The 16,482-nt window shown below is 49.9% G+C and carries 17 protein-coding genes; all 17 read left to right on the top strand.

All coding sequences use genetic code 11. From position 1 onward, the window contains the following. Entirely contained in the window at positions 1 to 1,149 is a 1,149-nt protein-coding gene (locus tag LKD37_RS05840) for a glycosyltransferase family 4 protein (RefSeq protein WP_302928336.1), read from the top strand. Next, positions 1,146 to 1,670 carry an acyltransferase gene (locus tag LKD37_RS05835; RefSeq protein WP_302928335.1) on the top strand — a complete coding sequence of 175 codons (525 nt, stop codon included), beginning with the start codon at positions 1,146 to 1,148 and terminating at the stop codon, positions 1,668 to 1,670. The genes LKD37_RS05840 and LKD37_RS05835 overlap by 4 nt, the downstream gene beginning before the upstream one ends. Beyond that, entirely contained in the window at positions 1,636 to 2,955 is a 1,320-nt protein-coding gene (locus LKD37_RS05830; RefSeq protein ID WP_302928334.1) for a flippase, read from the top strand. Before LKD37_RS05835 ends, LKD37_RS05830 begins: the two co-directional genes overlap by 35 nt. A gap of 6 nt (positions 2,956 to 2,961) precedes the next feature. Then, positions 2,962 to 3,990, top strand: coding sequence for a polysaccharide biosynthesis protein (locus tag LKD37_RS05825; protein WP_302928333.1), 1,029 nt, complete (start codon positions 2,962 to 2,964; stop codon positions 3,988 to 3,990). Beyond that, positions 3,990 to 5,156 (top strand): capsular polysaccharide biosynthesis protein CapF, encoded by a 1,167-nt coding sequence (locus tag LKD37_RS05820; RefSeq protein ID WP_302928332.1) that lies wholly within the window; start codon positions 3,990 to 3,992, stop codon positions 5,154 to 5,156. The genes LKD37_RS05825 and LKD37_RS05820 overlap by 1 nt, the downstream gene beginning before the upstream one ends. 2 nt (positions 5,157 to 5,158) lie before the next feature. Beyond that, a complete protein-coding gene (gene wecB, locus LKD37_RS05815; RefSeq protein ID WP_302928331.1) occupies positions 5,159 to 6,304 on the top strand; it encodes a non-hydrolyzing UDP-N-acetylglucosamine 2-epimerase in 1,146 nt (381 codons plus the stop codon). Then, positions 6,305 to 7,042: a CpsB/CapC family capsule biosynthesis tyrosine phosphatase gene (locus LKD37_RS05810; RefSeq protein ID WP_302928330.1), complete on the top strand. Its 738-nt coding sequence runs from the start codon at positions 6,305 to 6,307 to the stop codon at positions 7,040 to 7,042. Positions 7,043 to 7,044: 2 nt separating this feature from the next. Then, positions 7,045 to 7,815, top strand: coding sequence for a YveK family protein (locus LKD37_RS05805; protein ID WP_302928329.1), 771 nt, complete (start codon positions 7,045 to 7,047; stop codon positions 7,813 to 7,815). Between the two features lies 1 nt (position 7,816). Then, positions 7,817 to 8,521, top strand: a complete 705-nt coding sequence (locus LKD37_RS05800; protein WP_302928328.1) for a CpsD/CapB family tyrosine-protein kinase — start codon at positions 7,817 to 7,819, stop codon at positions 8,519 to 8,521. 67 nt (positions 8,522 to 8,588) lie between these two features. Further along, positions 8,589 to 9,590, top strand: coding sequence for an LCP family protein (locus tag LKD37_RS05795; RefSeq protein ID WP_302928327.1), 1,002 nt, complete (start codon positions 8,589 to 8,591; stop codon positions 9,588 to 9,590). Further along, positions 9,587 to 10,600, top strand: a complete 1,014-nt coding sequence (gene galE / locus LKD37_RS05790) for a UDP-glucose 4-epimerase GalE (protein ID WP_302928326.1) — start codon at positions 9,587 to 9,589, stop codon at positions 10,598 to 10,600. The genes LKD37_RS05795 and galE overlap by 4 nt, the downstream gene beginning before the upstream one ends. A gap of 502 nt (positions 10,601 to 11,102) precedes the next feature. Beyond that, a complete protein-coding gene (locus LKD37_RS05785; RefSeq protein WP_302928325.1) occupies positions 11,103 to 11,408 on the top strand; it encodes a helix-turn-helix domain-containing protein in 306 nt (101 codons plus the stop codon). A 100-nt stretch (positions 11,409 to 11,508) separates the two neighbouring features. Next, positions 11,509 to 12,813: an AfsR/SARP family transcriptional regulator gene (locus tag LKD37_RS05780; protein WP_302928324.1), complete on the top strand. Its 1,305-nt coding sequence runs from the start codon at positions 11,509 to 11,511 to the stop codon at positions 12,811 to 12,813. A 475-nt stretch (positions 12,814 to 13,288) separates the two neighbouring features. Then, complete coding sequence (locus tag LKD37_RS05775) at positions 13,289 to 13,750, top strand: RNA polymerase sigma factor (protein WP_302928323.1); 462 nt, start codon at positions 13,289 to 13,291, stop codon at positions 13,748 to 13,750. A 640-nt stretch (positions 13,751 to 14,390) separates the two neighbouring features. Beyond that, positions 14,391 to 14,534: a hypothetical protein gene (locus tag LKD37_RS05770; protein WP_286147798.1), complete on the top strand. Its 144-nt coding sequence runs from the start codon at positions 14,391 to 14,393 to the stop codon at positions 14,532 to 14,534. 75 nt (positions 14,535 to 14,609) lie between these two features. Continuing rightward, positions 14,610 to 16,184 carry a recombinase family protein gene (locus LKD37_RS05765; protein WP_302928322.1) on the top strand — a complete coding sequence of 525 codons (1,575 nt, stop codon included), beginning with the start codon at positions 14,610 to 14,612 and terminating at the stop codon, positions 16,182 to 16,184. Continuing rightward, the coding region (locus LKD37_RS05760) for a recombinase family protein (protein WP_302928321.1) at positions 16,184 to 16,482 on the top strand (299 nt) is incomplete at its 3' end. The genes LKD37_RS05765 and LKD37_RS05760, both read left to right, overlap by 1 nt.

The raw sequence follows: 16,482 nt of genomic DNA, 5'->3' as shown, positions 1-16,482 counted from the left end.
ATGAGAATTCTTTTTTGCAGTAACTACTTTACGCATCATCAGATCCCCCTATCCGATGCCCTCTATGAATTGACAAATCACAACTATTGCTTCGTGGCGCATAAAGAGATGGATGCGGAGAGAAAGAACCTCGGCTGGGAAAATGATTTGGTGCGTCCGTATACCTGTTCGATGGCAGACCAAGAAGTTCAGAAGCAATTAAATAATCTGGATGTTTTGATAGCCGGTTCCTTTCCAGAGCGTCAGACAAAGGAATACGGCAAAAAGGCCAAATTGTTTTTTCGATATTCCGAGCGAATCTTAAAAACAGGAAATTCACTTCTCAAATATCCAAAACGATTTTTCCACTGGCACGCTTGCAATCCACCGTGGCGAAAGGCATATATGCTCTGTGCCAGTGCCTATACTGCGGGGGATTATGCAAAATTCGGCCTTTTCCGCGGTCGGTGCTATAAATGGGGCTATTTCCCAGAGACGATACGGTATCCCAGCATTGATGACTTGATTGACCGCAAAGCAAAAGCAACCATTTTGTGGTGTGGACGCTTCTTGGACTGGAAGCATCCGGACGATGTGATTGAGGTTGCAAAGAGACTCCGTGATGCAGGATGCTGCTTCAAAATTGAGATGATCGGTACCGGTGAGATGGAGCAGCAGCTCAAGCGGCAGGCTTCAGAAGCTGGGCTGCTGGAGACCAATATACGATTCCTTGGAGCCATGTCTCCGGAAGCCGTGCGCCGTCATATGGGAAGCGCAGGCATCTGCTTATTCACGAGTGACCGCCAAGAGGGCTGGGGCGCTGTGTTAAACGAGGCCATGAACAGCGGCTGTGCGGTGGTTGCCAGCGATGCAGCTGGGGCAACCCCTTACCTCGTAAATGACGGCGTGAATGGAAGCGTTTATCACTCCGGCAATATTCAGGAGCTTTATGAAAAGGTACGACGGCTTCTTGAAAATACGACGATGCAGTATAGCTTTGGAAAAGCGGCGTACCAGACGATCACAGAATTGTGGAATGCGGAGGTTGCAGCAAAGCGATTTTTGCAGCTATCGAACGCCCTTTTGAACGGTAAAGACGCTTCTGGGTTGTTTGCGAACGGTCCATGCAGCCCCGCAAAGCCGCTGCGGGAGGACTGGTATCAAAGATGAAGTTGAAGACTATCAAAAAAAGAATTGTGATATACCTTGTCAATCATACTCTGGCGGGAACCCGGTTCTTCTCTGAAAAGAGGAATCTTCTCCGTTCCATCGGCTATGAAATCGGAGAAAATACCAAAATTGTCGGGCCAATTTATAATACAGGAACGCTTCGCATTGGCGCAAATTGTTGGATCGGATGCAATCTCACTGTTCATGGAAATGGGATAGTAACGATTGGAGATAACTGCGATATCGCTCCGGGTGTTACCTTCCTGACGGGAGGACACCATATGGGCAACCACAAAAGGCGGGCTGGAAAAGGCGAATCCTATCATATTACAGTGGGCCGCGGCGTCTGGATCGGTGGTCGATCTACCCTCCTATTGAATACGAGCATTGGAGATGGAAGCATGATCGCAGCCTGTGCCTGTGTTTCCACGGATGTGCCGGCGGATACACTGGTGGCCGGTGTCCCAGCTAAAGTGGTGAAGGAGTTTGAAGATTTTGCTGCAGTCGCTCAGAAAGAATAAAGTTGTTAAAAATGCCGGATGGATCATCGGCGGCAAAGTGGCGAACAAGCTGCTGGCCTTTGTCGTTGGTATTTTTGCGGCGCGCTATCTTGGCCCAAGCAATTACGGCCTGATCAATTACGCAGCGGCATATGCGACATTCTTTGCCTCGCTATGTACGCTTGGCATCAACAGTGTGATCGTCAAGAACTTTGTGGATCATCCGGAGCAGCAGGGCGAAACAATTGGAACGACCCTGTTGCTGCGGGCGATTTCAAGTCTGCTGTCTGCATTGGCAATCATCGGTATTGTCAGTGTCGTGGACAGAGGAGAACGTCTCACCGTTGTGGTTGTAGCGCTGTACAGCATTGGCCTCATTTTTCAGGTGTTTGATACCCTCAACTACTGGTTTCAGGCCAGGCTCCAGTCCAAGTATTCCGCCATTGCCGAACTTGTCTCGTATGCGGCAATGTCTGTGTACAAAATTATTTTGCTTGCGCTTGGGAAAAGTGTGGAATGGTTCGCCGTTGCAAGCGCATTGGATTACATCGTACTTGCGGTGTTTTTGCTGATCGCTTATTTCAAAAATGGCGGAACAAGATTCCGTTACTCTCTGAAAAAAGCAAAGGAGCTTCTGCAAAGCAGCGGCAGCTTTATCATAGCCGGACTGATGGTCTCCATCTATGCCTGTACAGACAAGCTGATGCTCAAGCAGATGCTTGGCGCAGATGCCGTTGGACATTATTCCCTTGCTTCGACGGTCAGTGTTTCATGGGCCTTTATTCTCTCGGCAATCATTGATTCCCTTTATCCGGAGATTGTGCAGAGTTTTCAGAAGGACCGCCTGCGCTATGAGCGGAAGAACCGGCAACTCTACGCAATTGTTTTTTATGTGTCCCTGTTCGTATCCGCAATGATCTGCCTTGTCGCCAAGCCTTTTATTTTGATTCTCTATGGAGAAACCTATTTGCCGGCAGTTGGACCTCTGCGCATCGTGGTTTGGTACACGGCGTTTTCCTATCTCGGTGTTGCCAGAAACGCATGGATGGTATGCGAAAACAGACAGAAATATCTGAAATACCTGTATGTCAGTGCGGCTGTGCTGAATGTTGTGCTGAATCTTGCGCTGATCCCGTCGTGGGGAGCATCTGGAGCCGCTGCGGCCTCGCTGATCACCCAGGCTTCGACAACGATCCTGCTTCCTGCGCTGATTCGTCCGCTACGTCCAAATACAAAACTAATGCTGGATGCCGTACTTTTGCGCGGCGTGCTGCCTGAAAAACAAAGAAATCATACAAAGGAGTAAGACCAGATGATATCGTTCAAAGATAAAATACTGCTCATTACCGGTGGGACAGGCTCCTTTGGCAACGCTGTGCTGCGCCGCTTCCTGACCACCGACATTGCAGAGATCCGCATTCTCTCACGGGATGAGAAGAAGCAGGATGATATGCGGCACACCTATCAGGAGCTGTATCCGCAGCACGCGGAGAAAATCAAGTTTTACATAGGAGATGTGCGGGATTACAATTCCATTCTGAATGTGTTCCGCGGTGTGGACTATGTATTTCATGCCGCAGCTTTGAAGCAGGTGCCCTCATGCGAGTTTTATCCCATGGAGGCGGTCAAAACCAATGTGGCCGGTTCCGACAATGTGATCTCCGCCTGTGTGGCCAACCATGTGAAGAAGGCCATCTTCCTGTCCACGGACAAGGCGGCTTATCCCATCAACGCTATGGGCATGACGAAGGCTGTCATGGAGAAGAATGTGATTGCCCGTTCCAGACAGATGCTGCCTGGGGATCCGGTTCTGTGTTTGACGCGGTACGGCAACGTCATGGCTTCCCGCGGCTCGGTCATTCCGCTGTTCTGCGACCGGATCGACGAGGGAAAACCTCTGACGATCACGAATCCCAATATGACCCGTTTCATGATGACGCTCAGCGATGCCGTAGATCTTGTGCTTTATGCCTTTGAGCATGGCGAACAGGGTGACCTGTTCGTGCAGAAGGCCCCTGCTGCGACCATCGAGACGCTGGCACAGGCTGTGCTGGAGCTGAAGCACTCCGACCTTGGCTCGACGATTATCGGAACGCGCCATGGTGAAAAGCTCTTTGAGGTGCTGGTCACTGCAGAGGAAATGATGCGGGCGGAAGATCTGCCCGGCTTCTTCCGCATTCCGGCAGATAATCGAGATCTGAACTATGACAACTATTTCAGCAAGGGAAATCCAGAGTTCGGCAAAATCGAGCAGTATACTTCGCACAATACGCACCGGCTGAATGTGGAGGAAATGAAACAGCTTCTTCTAAAGCTGAAGCTGTTCGGAGGAACTTGCTGATGAATGTACTGATCACCGGCGCAAACGGATTTGTCGGGAAGAATCTGACGCAGCGCCTTTCCACCATCAAGGATCGCAGAGACAGGACCCGGCCCGTACTGCAAATCGAGGAGATCCTTTTATGTACGCGGGATACTTCGGCAGAGACCTTGGCGGACTACTGCAAAAAGGCAAATTTCGTGGTCCATCTGGCTGGCGTGAACCGGCCCCAGGATCCAGGAGAATTTGCAGCCGGAAACACGGACTTCACCCGTACCCTGTTGGAGATACTTCGGAAAAGCGGTAACCGGTGCCCGGTATTGCTCTCCTCCTCCATTCAGGCCAGTCTGGCCGGACGGTATGCCGGGAGTCCCTATGGGCAGTCCAAGAAGGCGGCGGAGGAGCTGCTTCTTGCCTATGGCAGAGAAACTGGCGCAGCCGGGATGATCTACCGCCTGCCCAATCTGTTCGGAAAATGGTGCCGCCCCAACTACAATTCCGTGGTGGCGACATTCTGCCATCATATCGCACGGGATCTACCTATCACCGTTTCGGATCCGGCAGTCGAACTGGAACTGGTCTACATTGACGACCTGATCGACGAGATCCTAAATGCCATGGAGGTCCAGCCCCACCGGACGGATGGAGCATATTGCAGCGTTCCGGTCAGTTACCGCGTGACGCTGGGCGAGATCGTTCGACTACTCCAGACCTTTCACGACCAGCCGCAGACACTGCTGCTCCCGGAGATTCCGGAAGGCAGCTTTGAGAAGAAGCTCTACAGCACCTATCTTTCCTACCTGCCGCCGGAAAAAATCGCATTCCCGATGAAGATGAATGTAGACGAGCGAGGCAGCTTCACAGAACTGCTGAAAATGAAGAACTGCGGTCAGATCTCCGTGAACATCACAAAGCCCGGCATCACCAAAGGGCAGCACTGGCACAACAGCAAGTGGGAATTCTTCATGGTCGTGGCCGGACACGGGCTGATCCAGGAACGCCAAATCGGCTCCGATGAAAAAATCAAATTCGAGGTTAGCGGTGACCGGATCCAAGCCGTCCATATGCTGCCGGGCTATACCCACAACATTATCAATCTGAGTGAGACGGAAAATCTGGTGACAGTCATGTGGGCCAACGAGCAGTTTGACCCCAACCATCCGGATACCTACTTTGAGGAGGTGTAGCAATGGGAAAGCTGAAGCTGATGACAATCATCGGTACGCGACCGGAGATCATACGTCTGTCCGCTACGATAAAGTGCTGCGACCGGTACTTTGAACAGATTCTGGTTCACACAGGTCAGAACTACGACTACACCCTCAATCAGGTGTTTTTTGACGACCTCGGCCTCCGTGCGCCGGACTATTATTTGAATGCCGTAGGCGATGACCTTGGGGCTACGATTGGGAATATCATTGAGAAATCCTACAAGCTGATGGTGCAGGTCAAACCGGACGCAGTGCTGGTCCTGGGCGATACGAATTCCTGCCTTTCCGTTATCGGCGCAAAGCGGCTGCATATCCCAATTTTCCATATGGAGGCGGGAAACCGTTGCAAGGACGAATGCCTGCCCGAGGAGACGAACCGCCGCATCGTGGACATCATCAGCGACGTCAATCTCTGCTATTCGGAGCATGCACGCCGGTATCTGATGGAGTGTGGACTGCCAAAGGAGCGCACCTTCGTGACCGGCAGTCCCATGGCAGAGGTGCTGCACGCCAATCTGGACAAGATCGAAGGCAGTGATATCCACCGGCGTCTGGGTCTGACCAAGGGACAGTACATTCTGCTCTCGGCGCATCGGGAGGAAAACATCGATACAGACCGCAATTTTGTCCAACTGTTCACAGCGGTCAATGCCATGGCGGAAAAGTACGACATGCCAATCCTTTACTCCTGCCACCCGAGAAGCAGAAAGCGGCTGGAGGCGACGGGCTTCCATCTGGACAGCCGCGTGATCGCCCACGAACCGCTGGGCTTCCACGATTACAACTGCCTGCAGATGAACGCCTTTGCGGTGGTCTCCGACAGCGGAACGCTGCCGGAGGAGAGCAGTTTCTTCCTGTCTGTCGGTAAGCCATTCCCGGCAGTCAGCATCCGCACCTCCACTGAGCGCCCCGAGGCACTGGACGCGGGCTGCTTTGTACTCGCCGGAATCGACGCAGAGCCCCTCCTTCAGGCGGTGGAGATGGCTGTCGGGATGCAGCGGGAGGAATGCTTCGGTACGCCGGTGGCGGATTATACCGCTGAAAATGTGTCCATGAAGGTCGCCAGAATCATTCAGAACTACACGGGCATCGTGAATAAAATGGTTTGGAGGAAGGACGGATAAATGGGGCTTGCAGATATTCACATACATCTTTTGTTCGGAGTGGATGACGGTGCAAAAGACGAAGATGAGATGCATGCCATGTTAGATGCGGCTTATCAAGCTGGCACACGGGTGCTTTGCTGTACACCTCATTTCCACCCAGGCTACTTTGGAGACAATTATGACAAGGTAAATGCGGCATTTAAGCGCTTGTCGAGCTATGTGCAGAAAACATATCCAGACATGGCGCTGTATTTGGGAAATGAACTTCGGTATGAACCGGAATGTGTGAATTGGCTGAGGCAAGGCGTTTGCAGAACGGTCAATGGTACCAGATATGTGCTGGTGGACTTTTCGGAAACAGCACCTGAAAAAGTAATTGGAAATGGCCTTCATGCGTTGCTCAACGCAGGCTATATCCCCATTCTTGCCCATGTCGAGCGCTATCGATCCCTGCATGGAAGAATTCCTGCGATTCAAGCGTTCTGGCACGATGGCGTGGTGCTCCAAGCAGATACACAGTCCCTGCTCCGCGGGTTTGGCTTACTTGTTCAGCGTCAATGCCGGAAGCTGTTGTCCCTTGGCCTAATCGATCTTTTTTCCTCAGATGCACACAACTGTTCGTCTCGCCCACCTGAAATGTTGACGTGCTTCAACTACATCAACAAGAAATACGGCGCAGACTATGCTGCGGCTCTATGCTGCGATAACGCAATCCGTTTATTGCGTGGTGAGGCCGTAAGAAAGGACTTTTCTTAAGCATGAATCAGAAAGCAAATTTTAAAACAGTTACGCTGAAAGACCTATGGGGCATATTCGTCCAACGGTTATGGGCCATCATACTCGCAGCCTGCATTTGCTGTGGCGGCTTTTTGGTGTTCAACCGTATGACATTTATCCCGCAATACGCCTCTACCGCGACCCTCTACATTCTGCGTCAGGCGGATGGTGCAACTGCCAGTGACGCAAGTTCCGATTTCTCCTTGGCCTTAAAGGTTGTCAATGACTGCACCTACCTCTTAAAAAGCCATACCGTTTTGGATGAAGTTATCAGCAGCTTGAATCTGGACATGGAGTACGAGGATCTATATGACTGCGTATCTACTTCTAACCCAGAGGACACCCGTATTCTCGAGGTGACTGTGAAAGCGGATTCCCCCGAACTGGCAAAGCGTATCGTGGATCGAATCTGCACCATCGGTTCAAAGCGCATTGAAGATGCCATGGGGTTTCAGCAGGTGAACCTCTATGAGCTGGGAACGACGGATCCTGATCCTTGCAACAGCACGAGGATGCTCACATTCGCTTTTGCTGGCGTTGTTGCTGCCGTTGTAACCTATGTGATCTTCCTGATTATCTTCCTCCTCGATGACCGCATTAAGACCGATGACGAAAATCTGGAGCGATACCTTGGCCTCAGTGTTCTGGGCAACATTCCGAATGCGGATGGCAAAAAGTCGGGAAAATACGGATATTACAAGACATATGCGGCGTATAAGACCTCGGCCAAGCAGGAGGTAGAAGATAAATAAAATGGAGAAAACAATTTTGGGAAACGGATCGTCTGTGAAAACAACCTTAAAACTTCCAGGAAAGAAAGACTTCTTCACGCAGGAAGCATTTAAGACATTGCGAACTAATTTGCAGTTCTGCGGTCAAGATATTTGCACTGTCGTGATCACAAGCTGCAATGAGAATGAAGGCAAGACAACTATTACCCTGCAGCTTGCAAAGAGCCTTGCAGAATTGGACAAGCGTGTGCTGGTCATTGATGCGGATATGCGAAAATCGGTTATGGCAGGGCGTAACACCACAGCGGAAAACCCTGCGGGACTGAGCGAGGTGCTGACAGGGCTGACTTCTGTCAAAGAATGTCTTTATCAGACGCAGTACGATAATTTGTCGATCATGTTTGCAGGCAAGTATCCCCCCAACCCAGTAGAACTGCTGAGCGGGCAATACTTTGAAGAGCTTTTGAAGGCGGCGAAAGAGTCTTACGACTATGTGCTGATCGATGTCCCCCCGCTTGGCAGCGTCATTGACGCTGCCGTCGTAGCAGCCAAATGCGATGGAACAATCCTTGTCATTTCGGACAATCAAGTCCGCTACCGGCAGGCCATCGAGGTCATAGAACAACTGAGGAAAAGTGGAAGCAAGATTCTCGGAGTAGTCCGCAACAACATCAAGAAAAAGGATGGCGGCTATTATAAGAAGTATTACAAGAACCGCTATCAATAATCGCAAGAGAACATTGGATTCGAGCGATACTTGTTTGAAAAGTTTCTGACTAAGGTGGTAGAAGCTTATGAAAAAGAGAAAAATCGTAGCACTGGTATGTGTAGCAACAGTTCTGCTTCTGGCCGTTTCGGCTTTTTGGTATATCCAAACAAAGCTGGATAAGATCAACAAGGTACCAGACACAGTAGATGTTATCCCTCCCGACCAGGAAGACTTCGAGACCGATACAAGCAAGGAGTCGAAAGATATCATCGAACTCAAACCGGAAGAGGTCGATTGGAGTGAGATTGAACCATTTTTGGATGATGACCTGCTCAATATCCTTTTGGTCGGTCAGGATCGACGTGAGGGAGAGGGGCGGCAGCGCTCTGACTCTATGATCCTGTGCAGTATCAACCCAGATACAAAGCAGATATCGATGATCTCATTTTTGAGAGATCTGTATGTTCAGATCCCAGGCGGCTATTCTGATAATAGATTGAATGCTGCTTATGTTTTCGGCGGTTTCCCTCTGCTGATGGATACATTACATACTAATTTCGGAGTTTCGATTGACGGGTGCTTTGAGGTTGACTTCTCCGGTTTCCAGAGCGTGATTGATATACTTGGCGGCGTAGACATTGAGATGACGAGCAAGGAAGCCAAGACAATAAATATCGGCACAGAGGCTGGTGTTTACCACCTGGATGGGACAAAGGCTCTTGCTTATTCGCGCATCAGAAAGATCGACAACGACTTTTACAGAACACAGCGTCAGCGCAATGTTCTGCAGGCAATCTATACCAAGTTCCGCCAGAGTAATGCGGCAGACCTGATGAAGCTGTTGGATGAAGTGCTGCCGTATCTGTCGACTGACATGACGAACTCGCAAATCATGCTGCTGGTAGCGAAGTGCATCCCAATCATGGGAAGTGCGGAACTCTCCAGTTATCGTGTCCCGGCAGATGATGCATACCATTATGCTTCTATCCGAGGCATGTCAGTGGTCGTCCCAGATCTGGACAAAATCCACGAGGATCTATTGAACGAGTATCTTCCACTCAATGCGGAGAAAGAGAGCAGTGAATGACCGTTTTACTTACCGGCGGAGCGGGATATATCGGCAGCCATGTGGCAGTTGAATTACTTCAGTCGGGATATGATGTAATCATCGCAGATAACTTCTATAACAGTTCTCAGGAAGTTCCGGAAAGGATAAGGAAAATCACCGGAAAGAGTGTCAGAACCTATAATGTGGACATTCAGAATTCTGCGGATTTGGAACAGATTTTCAAACGGCATGAGATCAATGCAGTCATGCACTTTGCAGGATATAAGGCTGTGGGGGAATCTGTTCAGCAGCCGCTCAAGTATTATAGAGGAAACCTTGATAGTACCCTCACACTTTTGGAAACCATGGGCAAAAATCAGGTCAAAAACCTGATTTTCAGCTCGTCTGCAACGGTTTATGGCAATCCATCCACGCTGCCGATTACAGAAGCGTGTCCCACTGGTAACATCGCAAGCCCGTATGGATGGACGAAGTATATGATCGAGCAGATCATTACAGACTATGCTGCGGCGACTCTGGATTTTTCGGCGGTCATCTTTCGCTATTTCAATCCGGTGGGCGCACATCCCAGCGGCCTTATCGGAGAGGCTCCCAATGGCGCACCAAACAATTTGATGCCATATATCACTCAGGTGGCTACAGGAAAGCGAAAGCAACTATCCGTTTTTGGCGCTGATTATGATACGCCAGATGGTACATGTATCCGAGATTACATCCACATCATGGACATTGCCGCTGGCCACACAGCAGCACTTCCGTTTTGCACTTCGCACAAGGGCGTGGAGGTAATCAATCTGGGAACAGGTATGGGACATAGCGTTCTTGAGTTGATTTCCGCATTTGAAAACGCTACTGGGATTCATATCCCTTTTCAAATCGTTGGTCGCCGGGCGGGAGATATCCCGGTCTGCTTCGCTTCGGCAGAAAAGGCAAAAGTATTGCTTGGCTGGCAAGCTACAAGATCTTTGCAGGACATGTGCCGTGACGCATGGAACTGGCAACAGAAAAATCCCGATGGGTTTATATAAGTAAAAAGGATTATGCATTAGCGCAGGAAATATCGAAAACAGGAGATGATGCATTACGAAAACCGAAGTACGCTATATACGGCAAGCAGACACCTGCGTATGATGCGGTTGCCCGGTTCCAGAAGGCCGTATGATCTGCTATAATTGCGAGAAAGATACAGAGTCATCATTGTTGGAGAAGAACCACAAGAAGGCCAAATTCAGAAATCGTGTACGAGGGATTTTCTGGCCCCTACGCAACAATTGATTTGCTATCTCATAGCCGTTTTTCCTGCTCTATATTATCTTCACAAGCAAGGAAGTCCTGATTATTTGGATTCCTTGCTTGTTTTTTTGATAAACATCAATGGGATTCCATCCATAAAATCTCAATAACTTTCTCCGTGCCCCTATCTATGGCACCATAACGGGTACATATCATTTGATTACCATATACCATACCGATGATTTCTATGAAGGCAATCAAATGAGGTGTATACTAATAGCATAGTAGGTGGTACCAATGTTCAATGCACAACAGCGAATTCGACAGTTAATGGACGAACGCGGATGGACTATTTATCGATTAGCGCAGGAATCCAAGCTGTCGCAGACAACGATCAGTAATATCTTCAAGCGGAACAACCAACCGTCCATTCCGACGGTAAATGCGATTTGTGACGCTTGTGGAATCACGCTGGCTCAGTTCTTTGCGGAGGACGATCCGGCAAACACTCTGAATGCCCGGAGTGAGTTTGACAACAGTGTTGCGGCGCTCAAGGAGGATCAACGCGAAGCGCTTGCTGCATTCATCAAGACAATGGTATAGTACATAACCGCTCAGCCCTGCTGTGCGGTTCACAGCAGAGGCTGTCCAAGTTACATTGGACAGTCTCTGCGCTTTTTTACAAATCAAAGGAGGCGTATTCATGAGCAACGAAGTCATTCAGGAAACCACCCCGCTTGTTGAATGCAGCGCGTTTCATCGTGGGATGAGCGTGTTGGAGGCCAGCCTGCGGAACACCGAGGATTCGGAAGCCATCATCAATGGCCTTCTGAAAGGTGCGGCTGAGTTTTATGGCGCATCGAGGGCCTCTGTGGTGGAGGCTGACTGGGAGCTTGGGATCGGCGTCATTACCTATGAGTGGTGCAAAGATGGTGTCCCAGCACAGAGAGATATGCTCCAGTGCCTGCCTATGGAGAAGTTTCCGAGATGGAGGAAATCACTTCGAGCCAATAAACCAGTCGTGATTTCTGATTTGCAGAGATTGGAGAAAATCTATCCGGATGAAGCAGCCTTCTTTCAGGCGTATGGGGTGACTACATTATTGGCGGCACCATTCTCCAAGCGAATCAATCAGGGATTTATTGCTGTGGATGATCCGACCCGCTACACGGATGACCCGGTTTTCCTGTTCATCGCTTCCTACGCGGTAGTACTGGAGCTCAACGAGATCAAACAACAGCAGTCCATTTTGGCCGCCACAAAAGCATCCAAATACAATCCGGAGGACATCCATATCAATTTCTTTGGCGGTATGGAGATCATCGGCCCAAAGGGAACGCTGACCGGAGAAGATATCAAGGCGGATCAGTGCTACCTGCTCCTGGCATATCTCATTCTGAATCACAAAAAGAATTTCTCCATTGACACGCTGGCAGAGATCATCTGCCCATACGATGAACTCGATTCGCCGTATAAGGTCGTCAATAATATCGTTTACCGCCTGCGGCGTACCCTTTCTGTTATCGGCCTTGACAAGCTGGTCGTCGGTAAGAACGGTACATTCCAGATCAATCCCGACTATAATATCCATACAGACTTTGACCGCTTTGAGGATGCCTGCATTCAGTTGAAAACAGAAGAAAAACCTGATATGCGCCATTCTCTCTACCACACTGCAATCAATCTGTACAAGGGACAACTGCTTCCGAGGTGTGAACACGAACTGTGGTTGATGCAGTTGTCCATGTACTATCAGTCGCTGTATCTGCAGATTACCAAGGGATACGTCCGCCTTAAGATGGAGTGCAAGGATTATATCCTGGCGCAAAAGACGGCCATTGACGCTCTGCGCTTCGACCCGAAGGACAGCGAACTGAACATGTATGCGATCCTGACCATGGGATTTCAGGGGAATCTCTCTATGGCGCAGACATACTACACGGCAGCAAAGCCCTATCTGGCGTTGGAGCATGCCGAGGTTATTAAGAAGTATTTGAATGTAAAATGAGAGTAACTTGAGGTTGCTCCCGAGGTTGTAGCGGAGGTTGCTGCTGAGGTTGCACAGTAGGTTGCTCCAGAGGTTGCGGAGGAGGTCATATAGGAGGCTGCACAGTAGGTTGCAGCGGAGGTCACAGAAAAGTCATACAGGAGGTTGTCCAGCAGGTCACGGCTGAGGTTACCCGCCCGTTATCATTGGTTATCGGATGCGTCCGATAGATGATGCGGGCGGGTGATTTTTTTGCTGTGCAGGAGACTATATTACGCCGTTGGTCACCACAAGGCCGGTTTGCGACCCTTGTGTACGGATCTGTATGGCCCTCCTGCGCCGCAGACAGCCTATCATTCTAATATTGCGTCCTGCTCCCGGAGCCATTGCGCTCCGGGAGCTTTTTTGCATTTTGGGGCGCTTTTGCCACGCTGCCGTGGCCCTCCATTTTCGAGATTTGCTTCACCACCAAATCTTGAAAAACGGAGGACAGAAAATGTCGTATCACAATGACCCATATCGGGTCGATTATTTGAAGATATATCCCTGCTTAAAAGAGCGCCCGGATGTGTTGGAAGTCTTGAAGAAAAGCGACCGCAAGATGAAATACATGGAGGTGGATCTGAAAAGCGAACAGCGCAGGAAAAATGCCGAGAATGGGGCAGAGAGTTATGTCCCCAGCAAAGAGGATTCGCTGGAGCGGCTCGTATATTCTGCGAAGTGCCAGTTTGCGGACGATGCTGAAGGCGTCGAGGATACTGTAATCAGGAAAGATGATTTATGCCGTTTACGGGCCGCTCTGGATCAGTTGAGCGAAGAAGAAAGATTCCTGATTCATGCGCTGTTTTTCGACGAGCGCTCAGAGCGTGAGCTGGAAGAAATGATGGGTGTCCATCGAATGACGATCCATAATCGGAAGATCCGTATCTTGCAGAAATTGAAAAAGATGCTGAGATGACAAAAAAGTTTGGTGCAAACGGTGTTTTCAACGGCTAATAGAGTGAGAGGACTTTGAACCTCACCCCGCTGCTGATAAATCAGCGGCTTTGTTCCTTGAAAAATACCGCCAGGTCATATCCAGCAACTTGAATACATTAGCCGACGGAGCCAGCGTCAGGCCGAGTGCGCGAAGACCACCTGTGCGGAGAAACTCCGCATCAAAGGACGGCCAAGTAAGGTGCAGAGCGATACCCACTCAGGCCAAGACAGCTTTGGCAAGCTGTTCCCGCCATGATCCCGTCAGCCCATAATGATACTCCTGTACGCAGCTTCGAGAGATCCTCGGAGGGGTGAGAGTCCCGTGATGTGTGCCAGCACAGTTCAAGTTGCCGCCCTGCCTGGGGAAGTAGTGTCGAATACAGGCAAATAAAACCGTAAAGTTCTGGCCGCTCCGGCGATGGGAGCATCTGCTTCTGTTGCCGGAGCGACCACACTCTTGCGGCAGAAGCATGGGAATTGTCCAACCCTTCCTATATTTTTGCATTCGATTCCTCTCTCCTTTATTCACAGGTTCAACTATTGCCTACTTTTGATTCCTTCCTCGGACGGTTCCCATGCTTGTGCCGCAGAGATGGTCAGATACAGGGAGGAGCGCAATTATGAACCCTAATATCAATTTCTATGGAATCGTGATCCTGCTCAGAAAACTCCGGGAATGCGGCATTTTCACTGAAAAAGAACTGAGAAAAATCGCCGCACGGATCGCTGCGGATAACGGTGTTGAAGTCATGTTTTTTCTCTGATTTTCTTCATCTTTCAGTAGCTATTCGGACGCTGTTGTGGTAGTGTTTGTGTTGCAAAAAAGGAGGTGAGCGAACATGGATGAAAAGCGGCTGGTAGATGGAACAACAGCACTGGCAGAAAAGCAGCCCCGCGTTATAAAAATCGAGCCTGCGGAGCGGCCTCAAAATGTGCGGCTGCGGGTTGCTGCCTACACTCGTGTCAGCTCAGACTCCGAGGATCAGCTCAATTCCTTCGCCGCTCAGAACCACTACTACGCGGAGCTGATCTCAAGCAAGGCCGAGTGGCGCATGGTCGACATCTATGCGGATGAGGGAATCACGGGAACTTCGGCGGCTAAGCGGGATGACTTCCAGCGGATGATGGCGGACTGTCGTCGGGGCCTGATCGACCAGATCCTTGTCAAGTCCATCTCACGCTTTGCCCGCAATACCAAAGACTGCCTCCAGAATATCCGTGAGCTAAAGGAACTGGGTGTCAATGTCCACTTCGAGCGTGAAGGTATCGATACTGTCAATGTGAGCAGCGAACTCATCACTGCCATCTACGCTGCCTTCGCCCAAAAAGAGAGCGAGTCCATAGCCGGCAATCGGCAATGGGGTTATCAGCGTAGTATGGAGCAGGGAACTTTTAACACATACTATGCACCTGTGGGATTCACACTTATAGACGGCAATCTACAAATCAATCAGGCTGAAGCACCAACGATCCAGCGGATTTTTACAGAGTATTTAAGTGGCAATAATTCGAGAGAAATTGCTGCCGCTCTTAACAAAGATAAGGCGCTCGGAAGGTATTGGCGGAGAGAAGCTATTGACTATATCCTGCAAAATGAGCGCTACGCAGGAAACGCACTTCTCCAGAAAAGGTATACAACAGACTCGTTCCCACGGAAAAAGAAACGCAACCGGGGAGAACGAGAGATGTACTTCGTCTCCGGTAGCAATGAGGCCATTATCTCGCAGGAGATGTTTGATCAAGCTCAGCAACTGCGGAAAACACGAAAGAGAGAGCCAACGCCGCTTCACGATACTATTTCAAGGCAGATACGCTGTTCTTGCGGAGCGCGTGTTCGAGCGAAGAAAATCAATCAAAAATGGTATTGGTGCTGCTGCAATCATGAAGAGAGACACGAATGTCAGATTACTCCTATACCAGAAATCCAAGTTCAGGAAGCCTTCTGCCGCCTATACTATAAGCTAAAACATCAGAGCATCCCCATTCTGGAACAGATACTCACAAACCTCCAGATGATCCGCAATCGCAGGATGCTCTGGAGTCCTGACATCGTTGCCCTGAATAAAAGAATATCAGATCTATCCAGTCAGAATCAGACATTGGTCTTCCTCAAGCAGCAGGGCCTTGTTGATCCTGACATTTTTATAGCCAAAACCAATGAGCTGACCAAGCAGCTCCGGCAGGCCAAGCTGGAAAAAGAAAAGCTGATGGATGCCAAGAGCGACATGACCGCCCTGCAAACACGAGACTTGATAGACCTCCTGGATGGTGGGCCGGAATTCCTCGACAGCTTTGACGCGGAACTGTTTGGTGAACTCGTTGAGAAAATTATCATAGAGAGCAACGACTCCGTCCGCTTCTGCCTGAAAAATGGGCTGGAGCTGCGGGAGTCTATAGAGAGGACGGTGCGGTGATGGGAAACCGGAAGCAGCCCTTTGGCTACAAGATGGCTCTGGGTGAGATCGTCATACAGGAAGCAGAGGCGAAACTTGTACAGGAGATCTTCCGCCGATATATCGCAGGAGAATCCTTGAATGAGTTGACCGAGGCACTTCGCCAGCAAGATATCCCATACGACGAGGGGCGGCTCTGGAACAAAAATATGATCGCCCGTATTCTGGCGGACACACGCTATACCGGGGAGAAAGGATATCCCAAGCTCATAGATGAGGAGCAGCTCATCGCAGCAAACGAAAAACGCTCAAACAAGCC

It is taken from the genome of Brotocaccenecus cirricatena, from assembly GCF_020687045.1.
GTDB lineage: Bacteria > Bacillota > Clostridia > Oscillospirales > Oscillospiraceae > Vescimonas > Vescimonas cirricatena.
Note: the sequence above shows the minus strand (reverse complement) of the source record. Positions and strands in the feature narration are given on the sequence as shown.